A 17,888-nucleotide genomic window follows, 5' to 3' on the forward strand; every position below is an offset into this window, starting at 1 on the left:
CGTTTTATGAAATATGAATGGATAGAAATAGATGCATACTCTAGTTGGTCAAATTTAGTTAACTATGTTGAAAAAGTCATTCGAGATTTTGGAGAAAAATATGTAATTAATTTTGCATAAGTACTTAATGGAAGCAGGACAAGCAGATCCACAATCTTCTTGCCTATGTTGTGCAAAACTTAGTATTTCATTTGCCAATCCAGTATCGAATAACATGGTGAAAAAAACCAAAAAAATAGCAGGGTTTTATCCCTGCATACAATAGCGCTTATTCCCTACTCCACTACTCAAAGATAAGTAGTATTTTGCGAAAAAAGCGCTACAGAACACAAACCGATTGACTGTAGCTATGAAACAACAGTCAATCAGAATTTGTTAAGTTTGTTGAAGAAAAGTATATGGGTAGTAATAAACGTATGTTAGGATAACTGCGAGATACAAACAGCTAATCACCCCTAGTATTAAGTCGATTAGCAATTAAGCCACACGTAAAAGTGATTTAACCTGCTCCAACAGGCTGAATTACGCAAGATGTGAACTTTTATCCTGGTAAAGACGCGATTAATCGTGTCTTTACGTTTACAACTTCCGTTCTACTAAACTTCATAAGTTTGCCTATGGCGATAAATTTATTACCTAGTACCATCCCCAGTATTTCTTCTTCTTGTAGTAGATCTTGTTGAAAGAGTTATTGATGACGTTTGAGTTGACCTCATTGTTATTTCCTGCAACTGCAATAGCAGTCGCAGGTGAATTATCACCATAGGTTATGGCTACGGACTTTGCAATGTTATCACCACCACCAGAGAGGTTAGCTTCTTCGCTGGTGCTTAATGCAGTAAACAATGTACCTTCCATAATCTTAGTTCTCACTTGATTGTTGGGATTAAAGTTGCGTCACTCGAAAATCATAAATATAAACGTAAAGCTGATATTTACGTAGTTTTTCCGTGCCGCTAAAACTATTATACGATTCTTACTCAACAGGTCAAGCAACTAATAGTTGAAGAAATGTTTATTGCACATCTTCGCTACAGGTTTTATATCGCAGCTATTTATACAAACTTCATTAAAAATAAACTTTGTATCTATCAAAAAATGCAGACATAGATATAAGTCCGGCGATTTAAAATATTAATTTTGTCAAAATATATATAAGTTTAAATAATAACGTATTAATACTTACGAACTTCAAATAAATAAATAAATAAATAAATAAATAAATTATTCAATCTTGTGGGGTGGGCCGAAAAGCCCGCCCCTTACTACAGTCCCTCGTGTTGCCCACCTCACAAGAGGTAGTTGAGTATTTTTTTAATTGGAAGTCCCTTATAAAATAACGAAAAGGCAGAAGAATTAAAAATATAGTCAAGCAAATAAAATAACATTATTATACAAACAATACTTAGAGCAAGTTTATAAAACTCAACAATTGAGGATTCTGCATTCTGGAATAAAAGTACTTACTCAATATATTTTTCATGAAATTCTTTATACTACATCAATTTTAATGTATATAATTTCTTTTAATATAGAAACCTTTTACTTTGTCAAAATTCTGATTAATTGGAAAAAAGGTTTGTTTTTTTTGATAAAATAAATTTTTGCAAATAAATAAAAGGTAATATTTTAGAGAAAAATTATAAACGTTTGGTGTGGGTACTAAAATACCCTAATTGCTATTTATATATAGCTGTATATAACCTTGATATTTACATACTAAATACATATAATCAAGGCACTTAAGTAAGTAGCCGTGAGTAATTCAATTCCCTCTTAGTAATGGCTTCAGCCCTTACTAGGAGACAATTTAATTAATTTTTCCATTGTTTAAGCTCGACTTTATCCATTTTTTGCCAACGCTCAACTTGACGCTGAAACCTCTGTGCTACGGTAGTTCTACTTTTTCGATTTCACCGATAATCAGTGACATGGAAAAAGTTTTTGCCAAAAAGCTAGGCTTTGGTCATATCAAGAGAGCCAAGTTCTTAATTTTGGATAAAGTCGAGTTAAGAGGATGTTTGAAAAGTCTTCCTCTTGGTAGCAAAACGTTCTAGATCCCCCTAAATCCACGCCACTTGCTTCACTTGGGGAGACCCCAGACGCTCTCTACGAGACGCTCTGCGCGTTCGCAGACTCGCTCTCCGTGGCGCTATTGCCTTTGGCGTCTCCCCTTCTCCCTTGGCGGTAGCCTCTCCCCTTGGGAGAAGGCAGGGTGGTTTCATACAAAGAAAGAAAAATACATAAGTCTTGATTTCTCGTTTTGTGGCATGGCTTTTTACCCCACTTCCATTCCTCTCCCCGAAACGGGGAGAGGCTTTGAAACCCAGTTGTTGTTTTTCTCTGCTTGTATGAAACCACCCTGCCCTGCTTTTTTAGGGGGGGGTTGGGGGGATCAATAAGTGCAAAGATACAGCTAATCACTTTTAAAACAACCTCTAAATAGTTTGATTTATTCTTCCCCAGTTACTTATGGGTAATCAAAGCAAAAGCTGTTTAAATATTCCAGAGCCTTGAGTTGTCGATCCATTGACGAACAAAGTAACTGTTTTCACCTTGATTGAAGAATTATAATGTTGTAAAAAGGTTTTTTATGAGTTCCCGCCGCATTCTCCAAGTTGGTGAATCTTATACTTTCAGCCGATATTTTGAATTGCCTTTCATAATTGATGATATTCTGGCCGAATTAAATTGCACTATTGAAAGGAAAAATATAACATTACCTGAATCATCAGAAATTTTAGACATACAATTTTTACAAGAGCAACTTCGCCGTAATTTATCTCATATTGATTTAGTTAATGAAACTACTAGGCGAGAAGCTTTAATTGGGCCAATTTTGTTTGAAGTATGTGCTTTAACTAATCAGAGACTCAATATAGAATATTCTATTGCTGTCAACAATTATCTGAAAGGCACTCTCGACTACTATATTGCAGCACCTCAAAATTTATTAGTTATCGAAGCCAAACAATCAGATTTAGTTAGAGGATTTACTCAACTCGCTATTGAATTAGTAGCACTTGACCAATGGACTAAATCCACATCTGAACTTCTATATGGAGCAGTTACGACTGGTGAGGACTGGCGTTTTGGAGTTTACCATCGTGGGAATCGTCAGGTGACTCAAGACCAGAGACGTTATCAAGTTCCAGAAGATTTATCTGTGCTGGTGAAAATTATTGTAGGTATTATTTCTAGTTCATAAACTGGGGACTGGGGACGCAAAGAATCTGACAATTCAGGTTATGTGGAAAAGTCCACCAAAAACCTAATCCCCTAACCCCCTTCCCGATGCGGGGAGGGCGAAATTCAAAGTGTCTCTCCTTAAAGGAAGAGAGAAATAGAAAAGAGGTTTTCCAGATGACCTGAATTGTCAGCGCAAAGAATAACTAGGACTTACGCAAGTGTCACAAAAAATAAAAGCTTTTAGTTTGTAGTAAGGGCTTCAGCCCTGATTTTGAGGACTAAAGTCCTCACTACAAACTAAAAATAATATGCCAGTTGCGTAAGTCCTAATAACCTACAGCAAATTTCATTTTAGTGAGGCACAGAAGAACCCCACCCGCGCTACGCGCACTCTCCCCGCTTGCGGGGAGGGTTGGGGAGGGGTGTACCCCATCTAGATACAAAGCGCTGTATGTCCAATCCTCAATCCCCAATCCCTTTACGTCAATCGAATCAACGTCCTTGAGTTGCCAGAAATTGACGCAAGCTTAACAAACTCAAAGTTTGACTCAAATTCAAGGGCAAAAGTGAAACTCCTTCCAAGCGGGATTGTACCCAACCTTCTCCCCAGTACCATTCATGGAACCCGTCAATACCTCCGCTAAGTAGCAAGCGGAGAGAGTTGAATTTTACAACGTCCACTTGATGATGAATCGGCACTGGGCCAGTCCAGGTCGTAAACTGCAATCCGGGAAGCAGTTGTTCTGGCATTCCTGACGTAAAACGTTGTCCTAAGAGCCATTTTTCTAGTTGCACCGGATGCAGGAGACTGTCACCAATTGCATCTGTTGATGCTTCGATTTCGATGCGCAGTTGGCTTTGTTGAAAATTACCCAGCATTTTTATAGGATTACCTAAAGGTGAAACATTGCTATTTCTAATATTGCAAATATAACGGTTTGTAGTTGAGTTTAATACAGACCTAACCCCTAACCTCTTCCCTACTAGCGTTGGGGAGTAAAACTCAAAGCCTCTGTCCTTGTAAAAGCTACGCTGACTTTGCACGGCATCTGGAAAACCTCTCTTCTATTTCTCTCTCCTTTTAGGAGAGAGACTTTGATTTTCCCCCGATGTCAAAACCACTGATTATCACTACGTCACTTTTCTGGCAGCAGAGAACTTAGAATAGGAAAAGTGAACTTGTTAAGAAATGTAAGGTTATTCATGGCGGATCAGTTAATTCGTGCAACAGCAGCCGAAGGTGGAATTCGTGCCGTAGGTGTGATCACCACACGTTTAACAGAAGAAGCACGAGGGCGTCACAAGCTTTCCTATGTGGCAACGGCAGCACTGGGTCGGACTATGGCGGCGGGCTTGTTAATGGCTTCTAGCATGAAGCGAAGTGGGTCGAGGGTCAATGTCCGGGTGAAGGGCGATGGGCCTTTGGGTGGCATATTAGCAGATGCTGGCTTAGATGGTACGGTGCGCGGATATGTGGGAAATCCATCTGTGGAATTGCCTCCCAATGCCAAAGGTAAGCTAGATGTTGGTGGTGCAGTGGGTGACGGCTACCTCTATGTTGTGCGCGATATCGGTTATGGTTATCCCTACTCTAGTACTGTTGAACTAGTTTCTGGTGAAATTGGCGATGATGTGGCTCATTATCTGGTGAATTCCGAACAAACGCCTTCGGCTTTAGTTTTAGGTGTGTTCGTGGGAGCAGGTGGAGTAACGGCGGCTGGAGGATTACTGATACAAGTATTGCCCAAAGCTGCCAGGGACGAAGCCCTAGTAGAAAAGTTGGAATCACGGGTAGCTGGTCTAGCAGGATTTACGCCGTTGTTGCAAGCTGGGAAGACTTTGACTGAAATCTTTGGCGACCTGCTGGGAGACATGGGGCTGGTAATCTTTCCGGAACGGCAAATGCTGCGCTTCCACTGTGGTTGTTCATTCGATCGCGTTTTGGGGGCATTAAAGATTTTAGGAGAAGCCGAACTGCAAGATATGATTATTAAAGATGATGGTGCTGAAGCAACTTGCGACTTTTGCGGCAACGTCTACCAGGCAAATAGCGATCAGTTAGCTCAACTAATTGCCGATTTGCAAGCTGAATCTACCGTTTCAGGATAACGTATAAAATAGCACTAATTTTCTAGATTGCTAATGGTACTCTGTGGAGAGAGATAATCAAAAAAGTAGCTTTTTAATCATGAGAAAGTTACCATGTCAACAATGGAATTATCAACCTAAAACAGAGCGCTATTCAATTATTTTGGTGTGAGAGATGACAGAGCGGGATATTCCAGACAGTTGGTCAAGTGCCAGTGGAAGAGAGCCAGATCAAAACAAAAGATTATCCCGAACAGAGCGATTCGGTGAAACTCAGCCCTTTGATGTTCCAGCTACTGGTTCTAACTCCAAGTCAGTGAAGCGGCGAAAAAAAAACCATTTGGAAGGATTACCTATAAATAGTAATTCAGAAGAAACGGCACAACTCAGTAGTACTTCTGGGAAATGGCCACGCTGGATGAAAAGCTGGACGTGGCTAGTACTACTAATGTTGATTCCTGGCAGTGTAGGATTCTTGGCAATGGCAATGCTGCTAAAGTTGCCAACTGCCCCTAATTGCCCCTCGATTTTCTGGCCTCTAGCTAGTGCTTCTGTGCGGCTACACTGCGCTCAATTGGCGGCTTCTAAGCAGACAGTGAACAACCTATTACAAGCGATCGCTCTGGTGAAGGAATTACCACAAAATCACCCGTTGCATGGAGAAATTGATCGTTTCATAGAAGAATGGTCGCGAGACATTTTGAAGCTAGCTGATCAAAGTTTCCAAACTGGGAATTTAGAGGAAGCGATCGCAACTGCTCAGAAAATCCCCCAAGAGGTGACCGCTTATAAATTAGTCGATGAGCAAATTAGCAAATGGCAGTCAATTTGGTCAAAGGCAGAAGAAACATACAACGGTGCGATCGCCCAAGTAAAGGAACGGCGTTGGCAATCGGCGTTCATGTTATCCGCCCAAATGCTGCGCCTAGACAATGAATACTGGGCGGGTACTAAATACGACCAATTGAATCGTCTCATTGCCACAGCGCGGGAAGATGGGGATAAATTAGGAAAAGCCGAAAGTTTAGCAAACAGCAAAGTTGTCGATAATTTATTAGAAGCTATCAAGTTAGCCGAGTCCATTGGGCAAGAAAGTTACATCTACCAAAAAGCTCAGGAGGCGATTCCGGCATTTGGACGGAAAATGCTGGAATTGGCACAGGCAAAACTAGACAAGCAAGATGCAGATGAAGCACTAAATATTGCTAGACAAATTCCCGAAAGTGCAAAACTACAAGGCGAAACAGATGACTTTATTGCCATAGCTGACGCAAAAAGGAGTGCTTGGATCGGTAATGTTTCCGGCTTAGAAGCTGCGATCGCCCAAGCACAACAAATTACTCCTTCCAGACCAGTGTATCAGGAAGCACAGCAACTGATTGCTCGTTGGCAACTGGAAATTGAAGATGTTGCCCATTTGGAAAGAGCGAGAATATTGGCTAGCCAGGGAACAGTGCCTAATTTAACAGCTGCGATCGCTCAAGTGCAGCTGATCCCTCCTAGTAATCCCAGGGCCACAGAAGCTAGGCAGGAGATCGGTCGCTGGAGTGCCCAAGTTGAGAGAATTGAAGACCAACCTTACTTAGAACGCGCCGAACAGATAGCAATATTCGACGATATTAACTCCTTGGAAGCTGCGATCGCTCAGGCCAGCGAAATTCGTCGAGGGCGTGCATTATATCCAGAAGCACGCAAAAAAATTCGTGCTTGGATAGGAAAGATTCAGCGAATTCAAGACCAACCCTATTTAGCTCAAGCGCAAGAACTGGCTCAGAGTGGAAATCTTACCGCCGCCATCAACGTAGCTCAACAAATTGCCTCGTCGGGAAGGGCGCTTTCACAAGAAGCACAAGCTGCAATAAATGATTGGCAAGGGCAAATCCGCACCAGAGAAAACTGGAGAAAAGCCCAGGAAGTGGGGGCGACTGGCACACCAGAAGCTTTGCTTGAAGCAATAGGGCTAGCAGATCGGGTTTCCAACAATAGCATCTTACGTATGGATGCGAATTTGGCTATTGACCAGTGGAGTCAGCAATTGTTAGAAATAGCACGCTCTGAAGGTCAGTCTGATATTGCTAAAGGCATTGACATTGCCAAATCGATTCCACGCGGTAGTGCTGCCTACAGTGCAGCACAAGAGCAAATTAGGACTTGGCAGGAATTTCTGAATCCTCAACCAGAACCTCAGCCTCAGTCTCAGTCAGAATCTCAACCATTTCCTCCATCAACTACTAATGAGCAGTAATATCCTAATGTAGTAGGACTTACGCAAAAACCCTCTCAAACTCTGATTCCTCTGTGGCCTCTGCGTCCTCTGTGGTTCGTTTTCCGTTGCCTTTGCGTAAGTCCTATGTAGGTTGGGTTGAGGAACGAAACCCAACATTTTCATAGCTCTTGTTGATCCCCCCTAACCCTCCGATAAATTGGGGTAAGAATCAAAGTCCCCCAATTTATCGGGGAGCCACTGCGGTCTTCTCCCAACTCTTACGAGACGCACTCGCGTTGGCGCTAGCCTCTCACGAGTGGGAGAAGGGGAGACGATGCCACTTGCTCATGGGGGTTTCCCCCATGAGCAAGTGGCATGGATTTAGGGGGATCTGGAACGTTTTGATACCAAGAAGAGGACTTTTCAAACATCCTCTTAGCTCACTACAAAATTCACCAACTTTCCAGGCACTACAATTACCTTTTTAATCTCTTTGCCTTCGATGTAACGCTGGGCAATTTCTGATTCACGGGCATATTTCTCCAACGCTGCTTTATCTGCTTGTGCTGGTACTTGAATCGAGCCGCGAGTTTTGCCCATAATTTGAATCACTAAAGTGATTTCATCCGCGACCAAAGCAACAGGGTCAAATGATGGCCAAGTTTGAATGTGAACTGAATCACTTTCACCCAACAAATGCCACAATTCATCAGCAATATGCGGTGCAAAGGGCGCTAGTAAAACCACCAAAGTCTGAATACCTTCTGCGTAAATTGCTGAATTTTTGTCGTCAGCATCAGTTAGGGCGTTACTCAGCTTCATCAATTCTGAAATAGCTGTGTTGAATTGATATTCGTCTTCCACATCTTCTGTCACAGCTTGAATAGCCGTATGAATCGCCCGCCGCAATTCCTTTTCTGCTTTAGTTAAATCAGAGAGTTGGCCTTTCTTACGGGATACCCCAGCAGCAACATAATCCGTCACCAAACGCCAAACCCGATTTAAAAACCGGGATTGTCCTTCTACATCGGCTTCATCCCATTCCAGGTCTTTTTCTGGCGGCGCTTTAAACAAGATGAACATCCGCGCTGTGTCTATACCGTATTTGGAAATTACATCTTCTGGCGCTACACCATTGCCTTTCGATTTAGACATGGTGGCGTAGATACGTTGCAATGGTTCACCTGTCTCAGGGTCGCGGGGGTCGGCTGAATTTACCAAATCAGAAGGAATCCATTTATCTTTACCGCCCTTGTTGGGATTTAAATAAGTTAAACCCTGTACCATCCCTTGAGTTAACAAGCGTTGGAAGGGTTCATCAAAATGCAACAAGCCTCTGTCCCGCAACACCTTAGTAAAGAACCGCGAATACAACAAATGTAAAATCGCGTGTTCAATCCCACCTACATACTGATCAACTGGCATCCAGTCATTGATTTTACTAGAATCGAAAACCTGTTGTTCATTCTTAGCGTCAGGGAAGCGCAAGAAATACCACGAAGAATCAATAAAAGTATCCATCGTGTCAGTTTCCCGCTTCGCCGGAGTGCCACAAGTTGGACAAGGCACATTCACCCAGCTTTCCAACTGAGTCAAAGGTGAACCGCCACGTCCACTAAATTCCACCTCTTCTGGCAACTGTACTGGCAAATCCTTATCAGGCACTGGTACTATCCCACAATTAGGACAGTGAATTACAGGTATCGGTGCGCCCCAGTAACGCTGTCGCGAAATCAACCAATCTCGTAAGCGATATTGCACCCGCACTTTACCAAAACCTTGTTGTTGGGCGTATTCAATTATTGCCTGTTTAGCATCTGTGGAAGTCATGCCAGTAAAAGCCCCAGAATTAATTAAAATTCCTGGTTCAGTGTATGCCTGGTTGTATTCAATTTGGATGAGTTGTGTGACTTCATCTATCTCTGATGTTGGAGTTAAGTCAAAACCTGCAACATCTTCTGGGGAAACGATGACAAAATCAATGGGCAAATCATAATTTTTGGCAAACTTAAAATCCCGGACATCGTGTGCCGGTACACCCATCACTGCCCCAGTACCATACTCATACAGTACATAGTCAGCAATCCAAATGGGCAGTTGTTCCCCTGTAAATGGGTTAATTGCCACCCCACCAGTGGAGATACCCCGCTTAGGTTTGTCTTCAGCAGTACGTTCCAACTCACTTTGATTAGAAACCTCTTGAATAAAAGTTTCTACCACTGCTTGTTGTTCTTTTGTGGTAACGCGCTTTGTTAAGGGATGTTCTGGTGCTAATACTAGGTAGCTGACACCATAAACGGTATCTGGACGTGTGGTGTAGACGCCAATTTTTTCATCTATCCCAATGATGGAAAATTCCAAGTAAGCGCCTGTAGATTTGCCAATCCAGTTTGCCTGCATCAACTTGACCCGTTCCGGCCAACCTGTCAACTTATCCAAGTCATTCAGCAATTCTTCGGCATAGTCGGTAATCTTAAAAAACCACTGCCGTAATAATTTACGCTCAACTATTGCCCCACTGCGCCAAGAACGTCCTTCATTATCAACTTGCTCATTTGCCAGTACAGTTTGGTCAATGGGATCCCAGTTTACGGCTGCTTCTTTTTGGTAAGCTAACCCCCCTTGCAAAAACTGCAAGAAAATCCATTGCGTCCACTTGTAATAATCTGGTGAACAGGTAGCAAGTTCACATTCCCAATCAATAGATAAACCAAGACGCTGCAATTGCTGCCGCATCTGAGTCATATTTTGATAAGTCCACTTTGCTGGCGGTACACCACGGTCAATAGCGGCGTTTTCTGCTGGTAAACCAAAGGCATCCCAACCCATTGGGTGTATTACCCGATACCCTTGCATTCGCTTGAGGCGAGCAATCACGTCGGTGATCGTATAATTACGGACGTGACCCATGTGTAGGCTGCCCGATGGATAAGGGAACATGGATAAAGCGTAAAATTTTGGCTTGTTGCTAGCTGTAGGTGTCTTATCTAAGCCAAGTTCTACCCATGTTTTTTGCCATTTTTCCTCAATCGCTGCTGGGTTATATCGGGAATCAATAGAATGACCTATTTCCAATGGTTTCATGCCTGTTACACTTTATTTCGACTAATTTTCTAGTATTTGACCTTTACTAGTACATCTAAACTACTATTCTCAGGGAATTATTTGTCTAGTAATTTTATAATTTAATTTACAAAATCAATTTACTGTTTCTTTCTACCCCCTATTCCTATCTATCTTATATCCCTAAAACTCTTAGACTAATAGTCCAAGAGTTCTGGGTATATTAGGACATAAAAAAGTCCCCAAGCTTAGGATGTAGTGGACTAGGGACTGTTTTCAAAGTCTTAGGTTCCCCCAACCCCCCTTAGAAAGGCTACGGTGTATACACAAGTCGGCAGACCTCTCCCCAAACCCCTCTTTGACGCACAGAGTGGCTTTGAAGATTGACTCCCTTTCCCTACGAGGGAAGGGGCTGTTCTTGTTAGGTCTGAGAGCGCTTTGAGCAAAATAAGTCAATACAGTTCAGTTAAGGCTAAAACTCTTTGCCAAAGTCAATTTTTTTAACGTAGACGCTTCGGCTTGCCGCAGGCTACCGCAAACGCGAGTGCGTCTCCCCCTGGGAGAAGGACGCCAAGGACGCAAAGAAAGAGAAGAAAGAGAACAAAGAAATGCTTAACTGAACTGTATTGCAAAATAAGTCACTTGTCTATGCACCATAGCGTTTCTAAGGGGGGAACTGGAATTAAGGGCACAGCATTGCTGATTGGTGTCAACTTAGTCAGGAAGCTCATTCCATAGTCATTTTACCCCACCCCTCAATCCCCTCCCCGTTCACGGGGAGGGGAGATTTTGTCACTAGACAAAAGCGGGGTGGGGTTGCGAGGGCATAATTAGTAATTGAGTAGACTTGGTATGAGGCCATTGCAAGGGTTTCACGTTAAGTTGACACCGATGAGCATTGCTGTGCCCCTACCCTGTGGTCTATTTACCTGAAAATAGCGATAAAATAGGCGATGGTTAAATCAAGTATAAAATTTTCTGATTTGGTGTGGGTTTTTGTCTACGGCACACTCAAACCAGGTGAAGCTAATTATAAAAAATACTGTGCTGGCAAAGTAGTTGGTGTTAAAAAAGCCTTTGTACAAGGTAAATTGTTCGCTCTACCAATGGGCTACCCAGCAATGACCCTAGGGGATAGCCACGTTTACGGATATTTACTCAGTTTTGCCAACTCAAGGATTTTAAATGAGCTAGATGTGCTGGAAAATTACCAGCCCAGTAGACAATTAGCAGAAAACCTCTACAATCGACAAATTGTCGAGGTTTATGAGCTACAGTCGCTCTCTCTGGGTTGGGCTTGGGTTTATTTAATGACTTTAGAGCAAGTTGATCAATTAGCAGGGTTCCTCCAACCTGACGGCTGGTGGAGTGGCTGTGGTTTAAGGGCAAAATACAGTTATGATCTGTGAACTGTTGACTTTGCGATTAGTTTATGTCCTGTTTAGAGTCGTGCCGTCGCGGCTGTACCGGATAGACTGAATTTTTTGGAGAGGCTACTGCTGCTTTCGGAATTTCAATTACCGGATTATTTAGTCCAACCATCAGGGGGGAAGGGGGAACCGTAGACACTGAGGACGTTTGTATCGGTTCTATTTGTGGTCGTTGTGCTAGTTGTGATACCCTCGAAGCACCTGGTACTAACCCAGATATTGCCCCGATCGCACAAGCAGCAACGGCTGCACCTCCCACCATCCAGTTTAAACGGGAACGGCGGCGCAAACGTGTCAATACTTGCCCAACTGTTGCTTCTGGCGACTGTTGGGCTGCTGGCACTGGGAGAGTCCGCAAGCCCTGGCGCAGCTTTAACAGTCGGGCATACAAGCATTGAACTGAGGCATCGTTTGCCAGCCATTCTTCTACTTGCCTGCGTTCGGTGGCTGTGACTTCACCATCGAGATAAGCACTCAATAACTCGAAGCGATCGCGCTTCACCATATCCATAAGACCCGTTGATTCATTGGTATGCTTGGCCATTCCATCTGGCAAATCTGGAGGAAGTTGCAAAGGTGAACGGTCGTAAAACTGAGAATCAGTAGTCATCTTAACATTATTACCAATTCATATACGGGTAAACTGGGCGGGAATTTTGGGAAAGTTAGCCAATTTTCTTTCTAAGGGCAGAAGCGATCTACGTCTTTGGTGTAATTATTAATCAATGCTTAAATTCTGCCATTGGGCAGAGGGAAGATATTGTAAATTAGGAGTCGAGATAATTCTGCAAGTGTGCTTGCAGCCTCGTTCTCGCTCTAGCTATTCTTGACTTGACTGTTCCTAGTGAAACTCCAGTGATTTCGGCAATTTCTTCATATGCCATGCCTTCGATTTCTCTGAGGACAATGGTAGTACGAAAGACTTCTGGTAAATCCGCGATCGCTTCCCGCAATTGCTCGTAAAATTCTCTAGTTGTCAGTTCCTCCTCAGGCCCGGGGGTATCACCAGCGATTTCCCAATCCATCTCGCCATCCTCTAAGGAACGGGGAGCATCCAGTGACAAAGGACTCATAACCCGCTTGCGTTTGCGTAACTCGTCATAAAACAAGTTGGTAGCAATGCGACTTAACCAGCCCCGGAATTTAGCAGGTTCTTGTAATCGGTTAATATTCCGATAGACTCGAATCCAAACTTCTTGAGCTAAATCGGCTCTGTCAGCCCAATCTGGAGCCAGGTGGTATAGAACTCTATCAACTTGACCTTGATAGCGGCGTAATAGTTCTGCAAACGCAACACGATCTGGTCGCAGTCCTCCTTGACAGCGCAAAATCAAATCGTGGTTAGGGAGTTTGTCAACTTGCATTGATGCTTCTGGATATTTTGCATCAACCGTTGACCAGGATACAGTGATCGACTGACTCATAGATCGTACTGGCTCTAAATCATCCCTATCTATTAGACCTGCTAATGGGACAGAAGTTCCATGCTAAGGTGACGGATTTATGACTGGAACACGGAGACATCCAATTTTGGATACTTTTATAGCAATAAGAAGAGCCACTTTTTCCTTATACTTCTGGCATAGTTGCCCTCGCACCGATCAACTAACAAAGGCGCTGCTATTTTATGCATATCTTGGTACTTTTAGCAACTGTGTATATACGCTTGATAAAAATAATTAAATCTGGTTATAAGGATGAAGATAAAAATTTTGTAATTCTAACTTCTTGATACCTTTAAAACAGGACTTACGCAAAATAATGAAAAAACGAACCGCATAGACGCAAAGCGGCTTCCGCAGGGTAGGACGCAAAAGACACAAAGGAATAAGAGTTTCAGAGAGTTATTGCGTAAGTCCTATAAAATTCAGGTAATAATTTCTGGAAGTTGGGTTGCTTTGGTTGCTAGGATGGTGATTTATTTTTTTGATTTTGTTACCAGAATAGTTGCTGATTGTTTTGAATGTTGGTCGTAGGTAGCGCCAGAGTTATGTTGCTGTGGTAGGCGAAGTTGAAAAAAGAAATTTAGGGAAAATGTAATTGTGACTGCTAGCAATAGTTTTTCAAACATGGTTTTTCTCCCACCAACACCATTAATGATTGATTGCTACATTTCAAGAGTTCTACCAGAAAGTCTAAGTATTGGCTTACAACCCGCAGAACTTTTGAGGAAGGAGGTTGCTCACTTGGAGTTTTGCTGCTGGGACAATTCGCATAGTCTTAGTTTGCCCAGAGGTGTTGGCAGATTTATAACGGAAATGATAAGTATTGATAAATTTTTGATAATCAGATGATGAACTCATCCAATTGGTCGGCTGGATATGTCAGGGATAAACAATAGGCGATGGCAATGGTAAGAAACGAATCTGTAGGGCGTATGGTAATGTTGCTTTGTTTTGGCACAGCATTTTTATCTTTAGCTGTCCATTGGCGGATTACTACGGCGGAACGGCAATCTGAGAAGTCTGCATCTACTTCGATGCGGCGAGATTCTACCCTAACCAATCCCAAGGGAAGCCGTCCAGAGGGAGTCTACAAGAATCTTTCCCAAGTGAGTTTAGGGGAAATTGCCCTGGGTACATCTGTGCCAGCTGATGAAGTTACCCAAGGCTCAACTGCCCAGAGGGGGTTGTCCTCTGCTATTGAGCCTCAAACTAAATCGAAAAAAAATCAGAAGAATGTCGCGAAAGCAACTAGGCACAGGGCTTCTACACTCAGGTCTTATGGTCTGAAGTCTCAAAGTAAGTCGAAAAAAAATCAGAAGAATGTCGCGAAAGCAACTAGGCAAAGGGCTTCTAAACCCAAGGATTTTACTATTAAGCCTCAAACTCAGCCCCAGATCCTTAAGAAGAATGTCGCTAAAGCAACTGACCTAGCAACTAAGACGCGGCTGGTGGCGCAAGTAGAAAGACAAAATCCAGTTGCGGATAATTGGCCAAAAACTTTATGGTCTCAGGCTTCAGCCCAGCAAGTACCACCTAATCGCCTGACAGATGCTAAGACGCAAGTGGTGGTTGATTTAAGCGATCGCCGCACCTATGTATATGCAGCAGATGAAGTGATCGCTAGCTACCCTATTGCTATCGGTAAGAAAGGTTGGGAAACGCCTACAGGTTCTTTCCAGGTGATACATATGCGACACTATCCAATCTGGCGTCACCCAATTACGGGCAAAGTATTTGAGGCTGGTACTGATAGTCCCTTGGGAGACAGATGGATTGGTTTTTGGTCAGATGGACGAAATGAAATTGGCTTTCATGGCACACCAGAGGTTGACCTGGTAGGAACGGCTGTATCCCACGGTTGCTTAAGAATGCGTAATTCTGATGTCCGATTGTTGTATGACCAAGTGACTTTAGGGACAACAGTGCTAGTACGTGATTAATTAATTAAGAGTCATTAGTCATTAGTCCTTTGTCCTTTGTCTAAAATAAATGACTAATACTTCGACTTACTTCGACTACGCTCAGTACAAGTCGCTCAGTACAAGTGACTAATGACCAATGACCAATGACTAATGACTAATGACTAATGACTCTTAAAATTATAATTTTTGCTCAAAGTTAGGTGCGTATGCCTGGAGTAAAGCACTAACTTGGCGTACAACCTCATTGCCAGTGTTTTTACCCAAGGCTTGCCGTTCTGGGAAGAAATTGGGTCGATCTAGGTAGCGGTTAATCGCCTCACTTACTTGCTGAGAAATTAAGTCTTGTAGTTGTGCCTGAGCCGTTTGGCGCTGAAAGTTAGCACCTTCTTCTGTAGTAGCATACAAAGGTGGTAGCCGATTGAGAGCGTAAGCAGCAATATCGCCCACATCTAAAGAACTTTCGCTGGTGGCTTCAATTTCTGCGACTCGGGCGATCGCTTCCGTTAGTACCAATTCTTCCATGACGTTAATAAATTGTTTGCGAGGTACCGCCACTACCTCACCAGTTAATAGCGCACCCATCAGCCGATCCAGCGCCATATACTCTTCAATTGAGAGTTCCGAGGCGTTGTCACAGATTCTACCGACTTCTGCTTCCATTGCTGGTGTCAAATAACCATCCTGGAGAGCTTGTTCTACAATTTTTTCGATACTCATAAGGCTTATCATTATTGATGTTATCCAAGCAAGGTAGGGACGGTATCAATCCAATTTATTTTGCCTAATTATTAGCAAAAAAACCCAAATTATTATACACAGACGCGATCAACTCCGCCTCTACTATTTAACGGCCTTAGTTCGCCAAGGTGTTGGATCAACAGATTGTCCATTGACGTAGAGACCCCAGTGCAAGTGTGGCCCCGTAGAAGCACCTGTTGAACCTACTGCACCAATTAGTTGCCCAGCTTTCACAAAATCACCTTCTTTAACGTTAATACGACTCAGGTGCATGAAAATACTGGTTACTCCTTGACCGTGGTCAATGCCAACTATGTTACCGTGTACGCGAAACCCTTGGGATACCCTACCTACCAAAGCAACTCGCCCAGAGGCTGGGGCAATTACTGGTGAACCAGCAGCACCAGCGTAGTCAAGACCACGGTGATAGTAGTCTTTTGCAAATGTACCATTATAGTAGCGACGTACACCATAGGTTGTAGTCATCCGCCCCGCATTCGGTTTCAGAAATACTCCATTCCAATACTTTTCTGGTGTTTGTAGCGCCTTCAAAGCTGCCACACGCTTAAGTTCATACTCTGTAGCACCCACTCCGGCTTTACCAGGTGGCAAAGTAATGCGTTGTACGGGGAACTTGCGATTAAGCACATTCACTGCCAAGTTTTGTACTTGACCATCCCCTGCAACCCGAAGTGTTCTATTTCCAGCTTTTTCTAGGGGAGTTGTGGGAACAAAAGCCCGAAACTGATTGGGTGCAATTTGAAAAGCTGGGTATGTGTTCTTACCACTAGCTACTGTTGGATTTGTACCATTCTCTGGATTATCTAGATTAATCTCTACCGAGAGTGTATCCCCTAATTTAGGATTAGTTGGAGTCACTTTTACTTGTAAAGCATCTACAGGCAATGCTAAGGTGAGTGGGAGAACGGCAAATATTCCCTTTAACACATTTATTGCACGGCGATTGGCTGTGAAAGTTTTGACATCAAAACCGGGCAAATTTTTGTTTGAACTACTAGTGCTATTCTCAATAATCATAGAACTACAAAAAATCTCTTGCTTGTGTTGGAAAATAGACTAGCTTATTACCACTAGTGTTTCCTGTTTGAAGCAGATGTTGATAAATGTTAGGAAACCCTCCAGGTACTTATAGATTCAGGGCTATTTCATTCTAGACATAAACCACCCCGAACTGAAGTTCTGGGCTAATAGCTAAAGTCCGTTAAAATTGACTATAACTTTTTCTCAGTCGTCTTGAGACGACTTTCGCTATTAGACTCAGAATTCATTCTGAGGCGGGCTAGATGAGAATGAAATAGCCCTGCTTATAGATTGCAAGGGTAATAATTTCTATCTGTAATTTTAGTAAATTGGTTTTAACTTTAATAACCAAGGTGTATGATATTGGCAATGAGCAGAAAATTTAACTATACCGCTTCTCACTTAAGTGCAATACAAACCTAACCCCCAACCCCTTCCCTACAAGGGAAGGGGAGTAAGATTAAACTTGTCAGAGGTGTGATTTGTTAGGCAAGAAGATTCGGTTTTGTTACATTTATTACATAAAGATACTTGGATAAAATCTTAGAATCAATTAGACATCTGGTGAAATTAAATATGCGTTACCCAGAACCCTTGTTTTGACGTAGCAGTGCTACGTCAAAACAATTCTTTTTCACCAGATGTCTATTGGACACTTGTTCAACTGGGTACTAATATCACATTGTTAGATGGAAATTGGTATGGGGAAATTACTTAAACTAGGTAAGGAAGTCGTTAAATAAATGCGATGTGTAATATTACTGAC

Annotated in this window: 14 protein-coding genes; 5 read left to right on the top strand and 9 right to left on the bottom strand. The window is 42.7% G+C overall.

Annotated features, from left to right (window positions below; all coding sequences use genetic code 11):
* Positions 1 to 636 precede the first annotated feature (636 nt).
* Positions 637 to 858 (bottom strand): hypothetical protein, encoded by a 222-nt coding sequence (locus tag LC605_RS04765; protein WP_229546424.1) that lies wholly within the window; start codon positions 856 to 858, stop codon positions 637 to 639.
* Between the two features lie 1,735 nt (positions 859 to 2,593).
* Here LC605_RS04765 and LC605_RS04770 point away from each other — a divergent pair.
* Complete coding sequence (locus tag LC605_RS04770) at positions 2,594 to 3,208, top strand: hypothetical protein (RefSeq protein ID WP_229546425.1); 615 nt, start codon at positions 2,594 to 2,596, stop codon at positions 3,206 to 3,208.
* 473 nt (positions 3,209 to 3,681) lie between these two features.
* On the opposite strand, the gene LC605_RS04775 is transcribed toward LC605_RS04770, so the two are convergent.
* Positions 3,682 to 4,068 carry a hypothetical protein gene (locus LC605_RS04775; RefSeq protein WP_229546426.1) on the bottom strand — a complete coding sequence of 129 codons (387 nt, stop codon included), beginning with the start codon at positions 4,066 to 4,068 and terminating at the stop codon, positions 3,682 to 3,684.
* Positions 4,069 to 4,392: 324 nt separating this feature from the next.
* Here LC605_RS04775 and hslO point away from each other — a divergent pair, with 324 nt between their 5' ends.
* Positions 4,393 to 5,298, top strand: a complete 906-nt coding sequence (hslO, locus tag LC605_RS04780; protein ID WP_229546427.1) for an Hsp33 family molecular chaperone HslO — start codon at positions 4,393 to 4,395, stop codon at positions 5,296 to 5,298.
* Positions 5,299 to 5,452: 154 nt separating this feature from the next.
* Positions 5,453 to 7,522: a chromosome segregation ATPase gene (locus LC605_RS04785; RefSeq protein WP_229546428.1), complete on the top strand. Its 2,070-nt coding sequence runs from the start codon at positions 5,453 to 5,455 to the stop codon at positions 7,520 to 7,522.
* Between the two features lie 396 nt (positions 7,523 to 7,918).
* Here the strand turns inward: LC605_RS04785 and leuS are convergent, their stop codons facing one another.
* Entirely contained in the window at positions 7,919 to 10,540 is a 2,622-nt protein-coding gene (gene leuS, locus LC605_RS04790) for a leucine--tRNA ligase (protein WP_229546473.1), read from the bottom strand.
* A gap of 959 nt (positions 10,541 to 11,499) precedes the next feature.
* Between leuS and LC605_RS04795 the strand changes: the two genes are divergently transcribed.
* A complete protein-coding gene (locus tag LC605_RS04795) occupies positions 11,500 to 11,955 on the top strand; it encodes a gamma-glutamylcyclotransferase (RefSeq protein WP_229546429.1) in 456 nt (151 codons plus the stop codon).
* Between the two features lie 16 nt (positions 11,956 to 11,971).
* Here the strand turns inward: LC605_RS04795 and LC605_RS04800 are convergent, their stop codons facing one another.
* The 4 genes from LC605_RS04800 to LC605_RS04815 form a co-directional block, all read right to left on the bottom strand.
* Entirely contained in the window at positions 11,972 to 12,586 is a 615-nt protein-coding gene (locus LC605_RS04800; RefSeq protein WP_229546430.1) for an anti-sigma factor, read from the bottom strand.
* 157 nt (positions 12,587 to 12,743) lie between these two features.
* Positions 12,744 to 13,400, bottom strand: a complete 657-nt coding sequence (locus tag LC605_RS04805; protein ID WP_229546431.1) for a sigma-70 family RNA polymerase sigma factor — start codon at positions 13,398 to 13,400, stop codon at positions 12,744 to 12,746.
* 494 nt (positions 13,401 to 13,894) lie between these two features.
* On the bottom strand, positions 13,895 to 14,047 hold the full coding sequence (locus tag LC605_RS04810) for a hypothetical protein (RefSeq protein ID WP_229546432.1): 153 nt from the start codon (positions 14,045 to 14,047) through the stop codon (positions 13,895 to 13,897).
* Positions 14,048 to 14,123: 76 nt separating this feature from the next.
* Entirely contained in the window at positions 14,124 to 14,279 is a 156-nt protein-coding gene (locus LC605_RS04815; RefSeq protein ID WP_229546433.1) for a hypothetical protein, read from the bottom strand.
* Positions 14,280 to 14,326: 47 nt separating this feature from the next.
* Here LC605_RS04815 and LC605_RS04820 point away from each other — a divergent pair, with 47 nt between their 5' ends.
* Entirely contained in the window at positions 14,327 to 15,361 is a 1,035-nt protein-coding gene (locus LC605_RS04820) for a L,D-transpeptidase (RefSeq protein WP_229546434.1), read from the top strand.
* A gap of 159 nt (positions 15,362 to 15,520) precedes the next feature.
* Here the strand turns inward: LC605_RS04820 and LC605_RS04825 are convergent, their stop codons facing one another.
* Positions 15,521 to 16,060, bottom strand: a complete 540-nt coding sequence (locus tag LC605_RS04825; RefSeq protein ID WP_229546435.1) for a late competence development ComFB family protein — start codon at positions 16,058 to 16,060, stop codon at positions 15,521 to 15,523.
* 123 nt (positions 16,061 to 16,183) lie between these two features.
* Complete coding sequence (locus LC605_RS04830) at positions 16,184 to 17,119, bottom strand: M23 family metallopeptidase (protein ID WP_229546436.1); 936 nt, start codon at positions 17,117 to 17,119, stop codon at positions 16,184 to 16,186.
* Positions 17,120 to 17,888: the final 769 nt, after the last annotated feature.

It is taken from the genome of Nostoc sp. CHAB 5836, from assembly GCF_020829445.1.
Taxonomy (GTDB): domain Bacteria; phylum Cyanobacteriota; class Cyanobacteriia; order Cyanobacteriales; family Nostocaceae; genus Nostoc.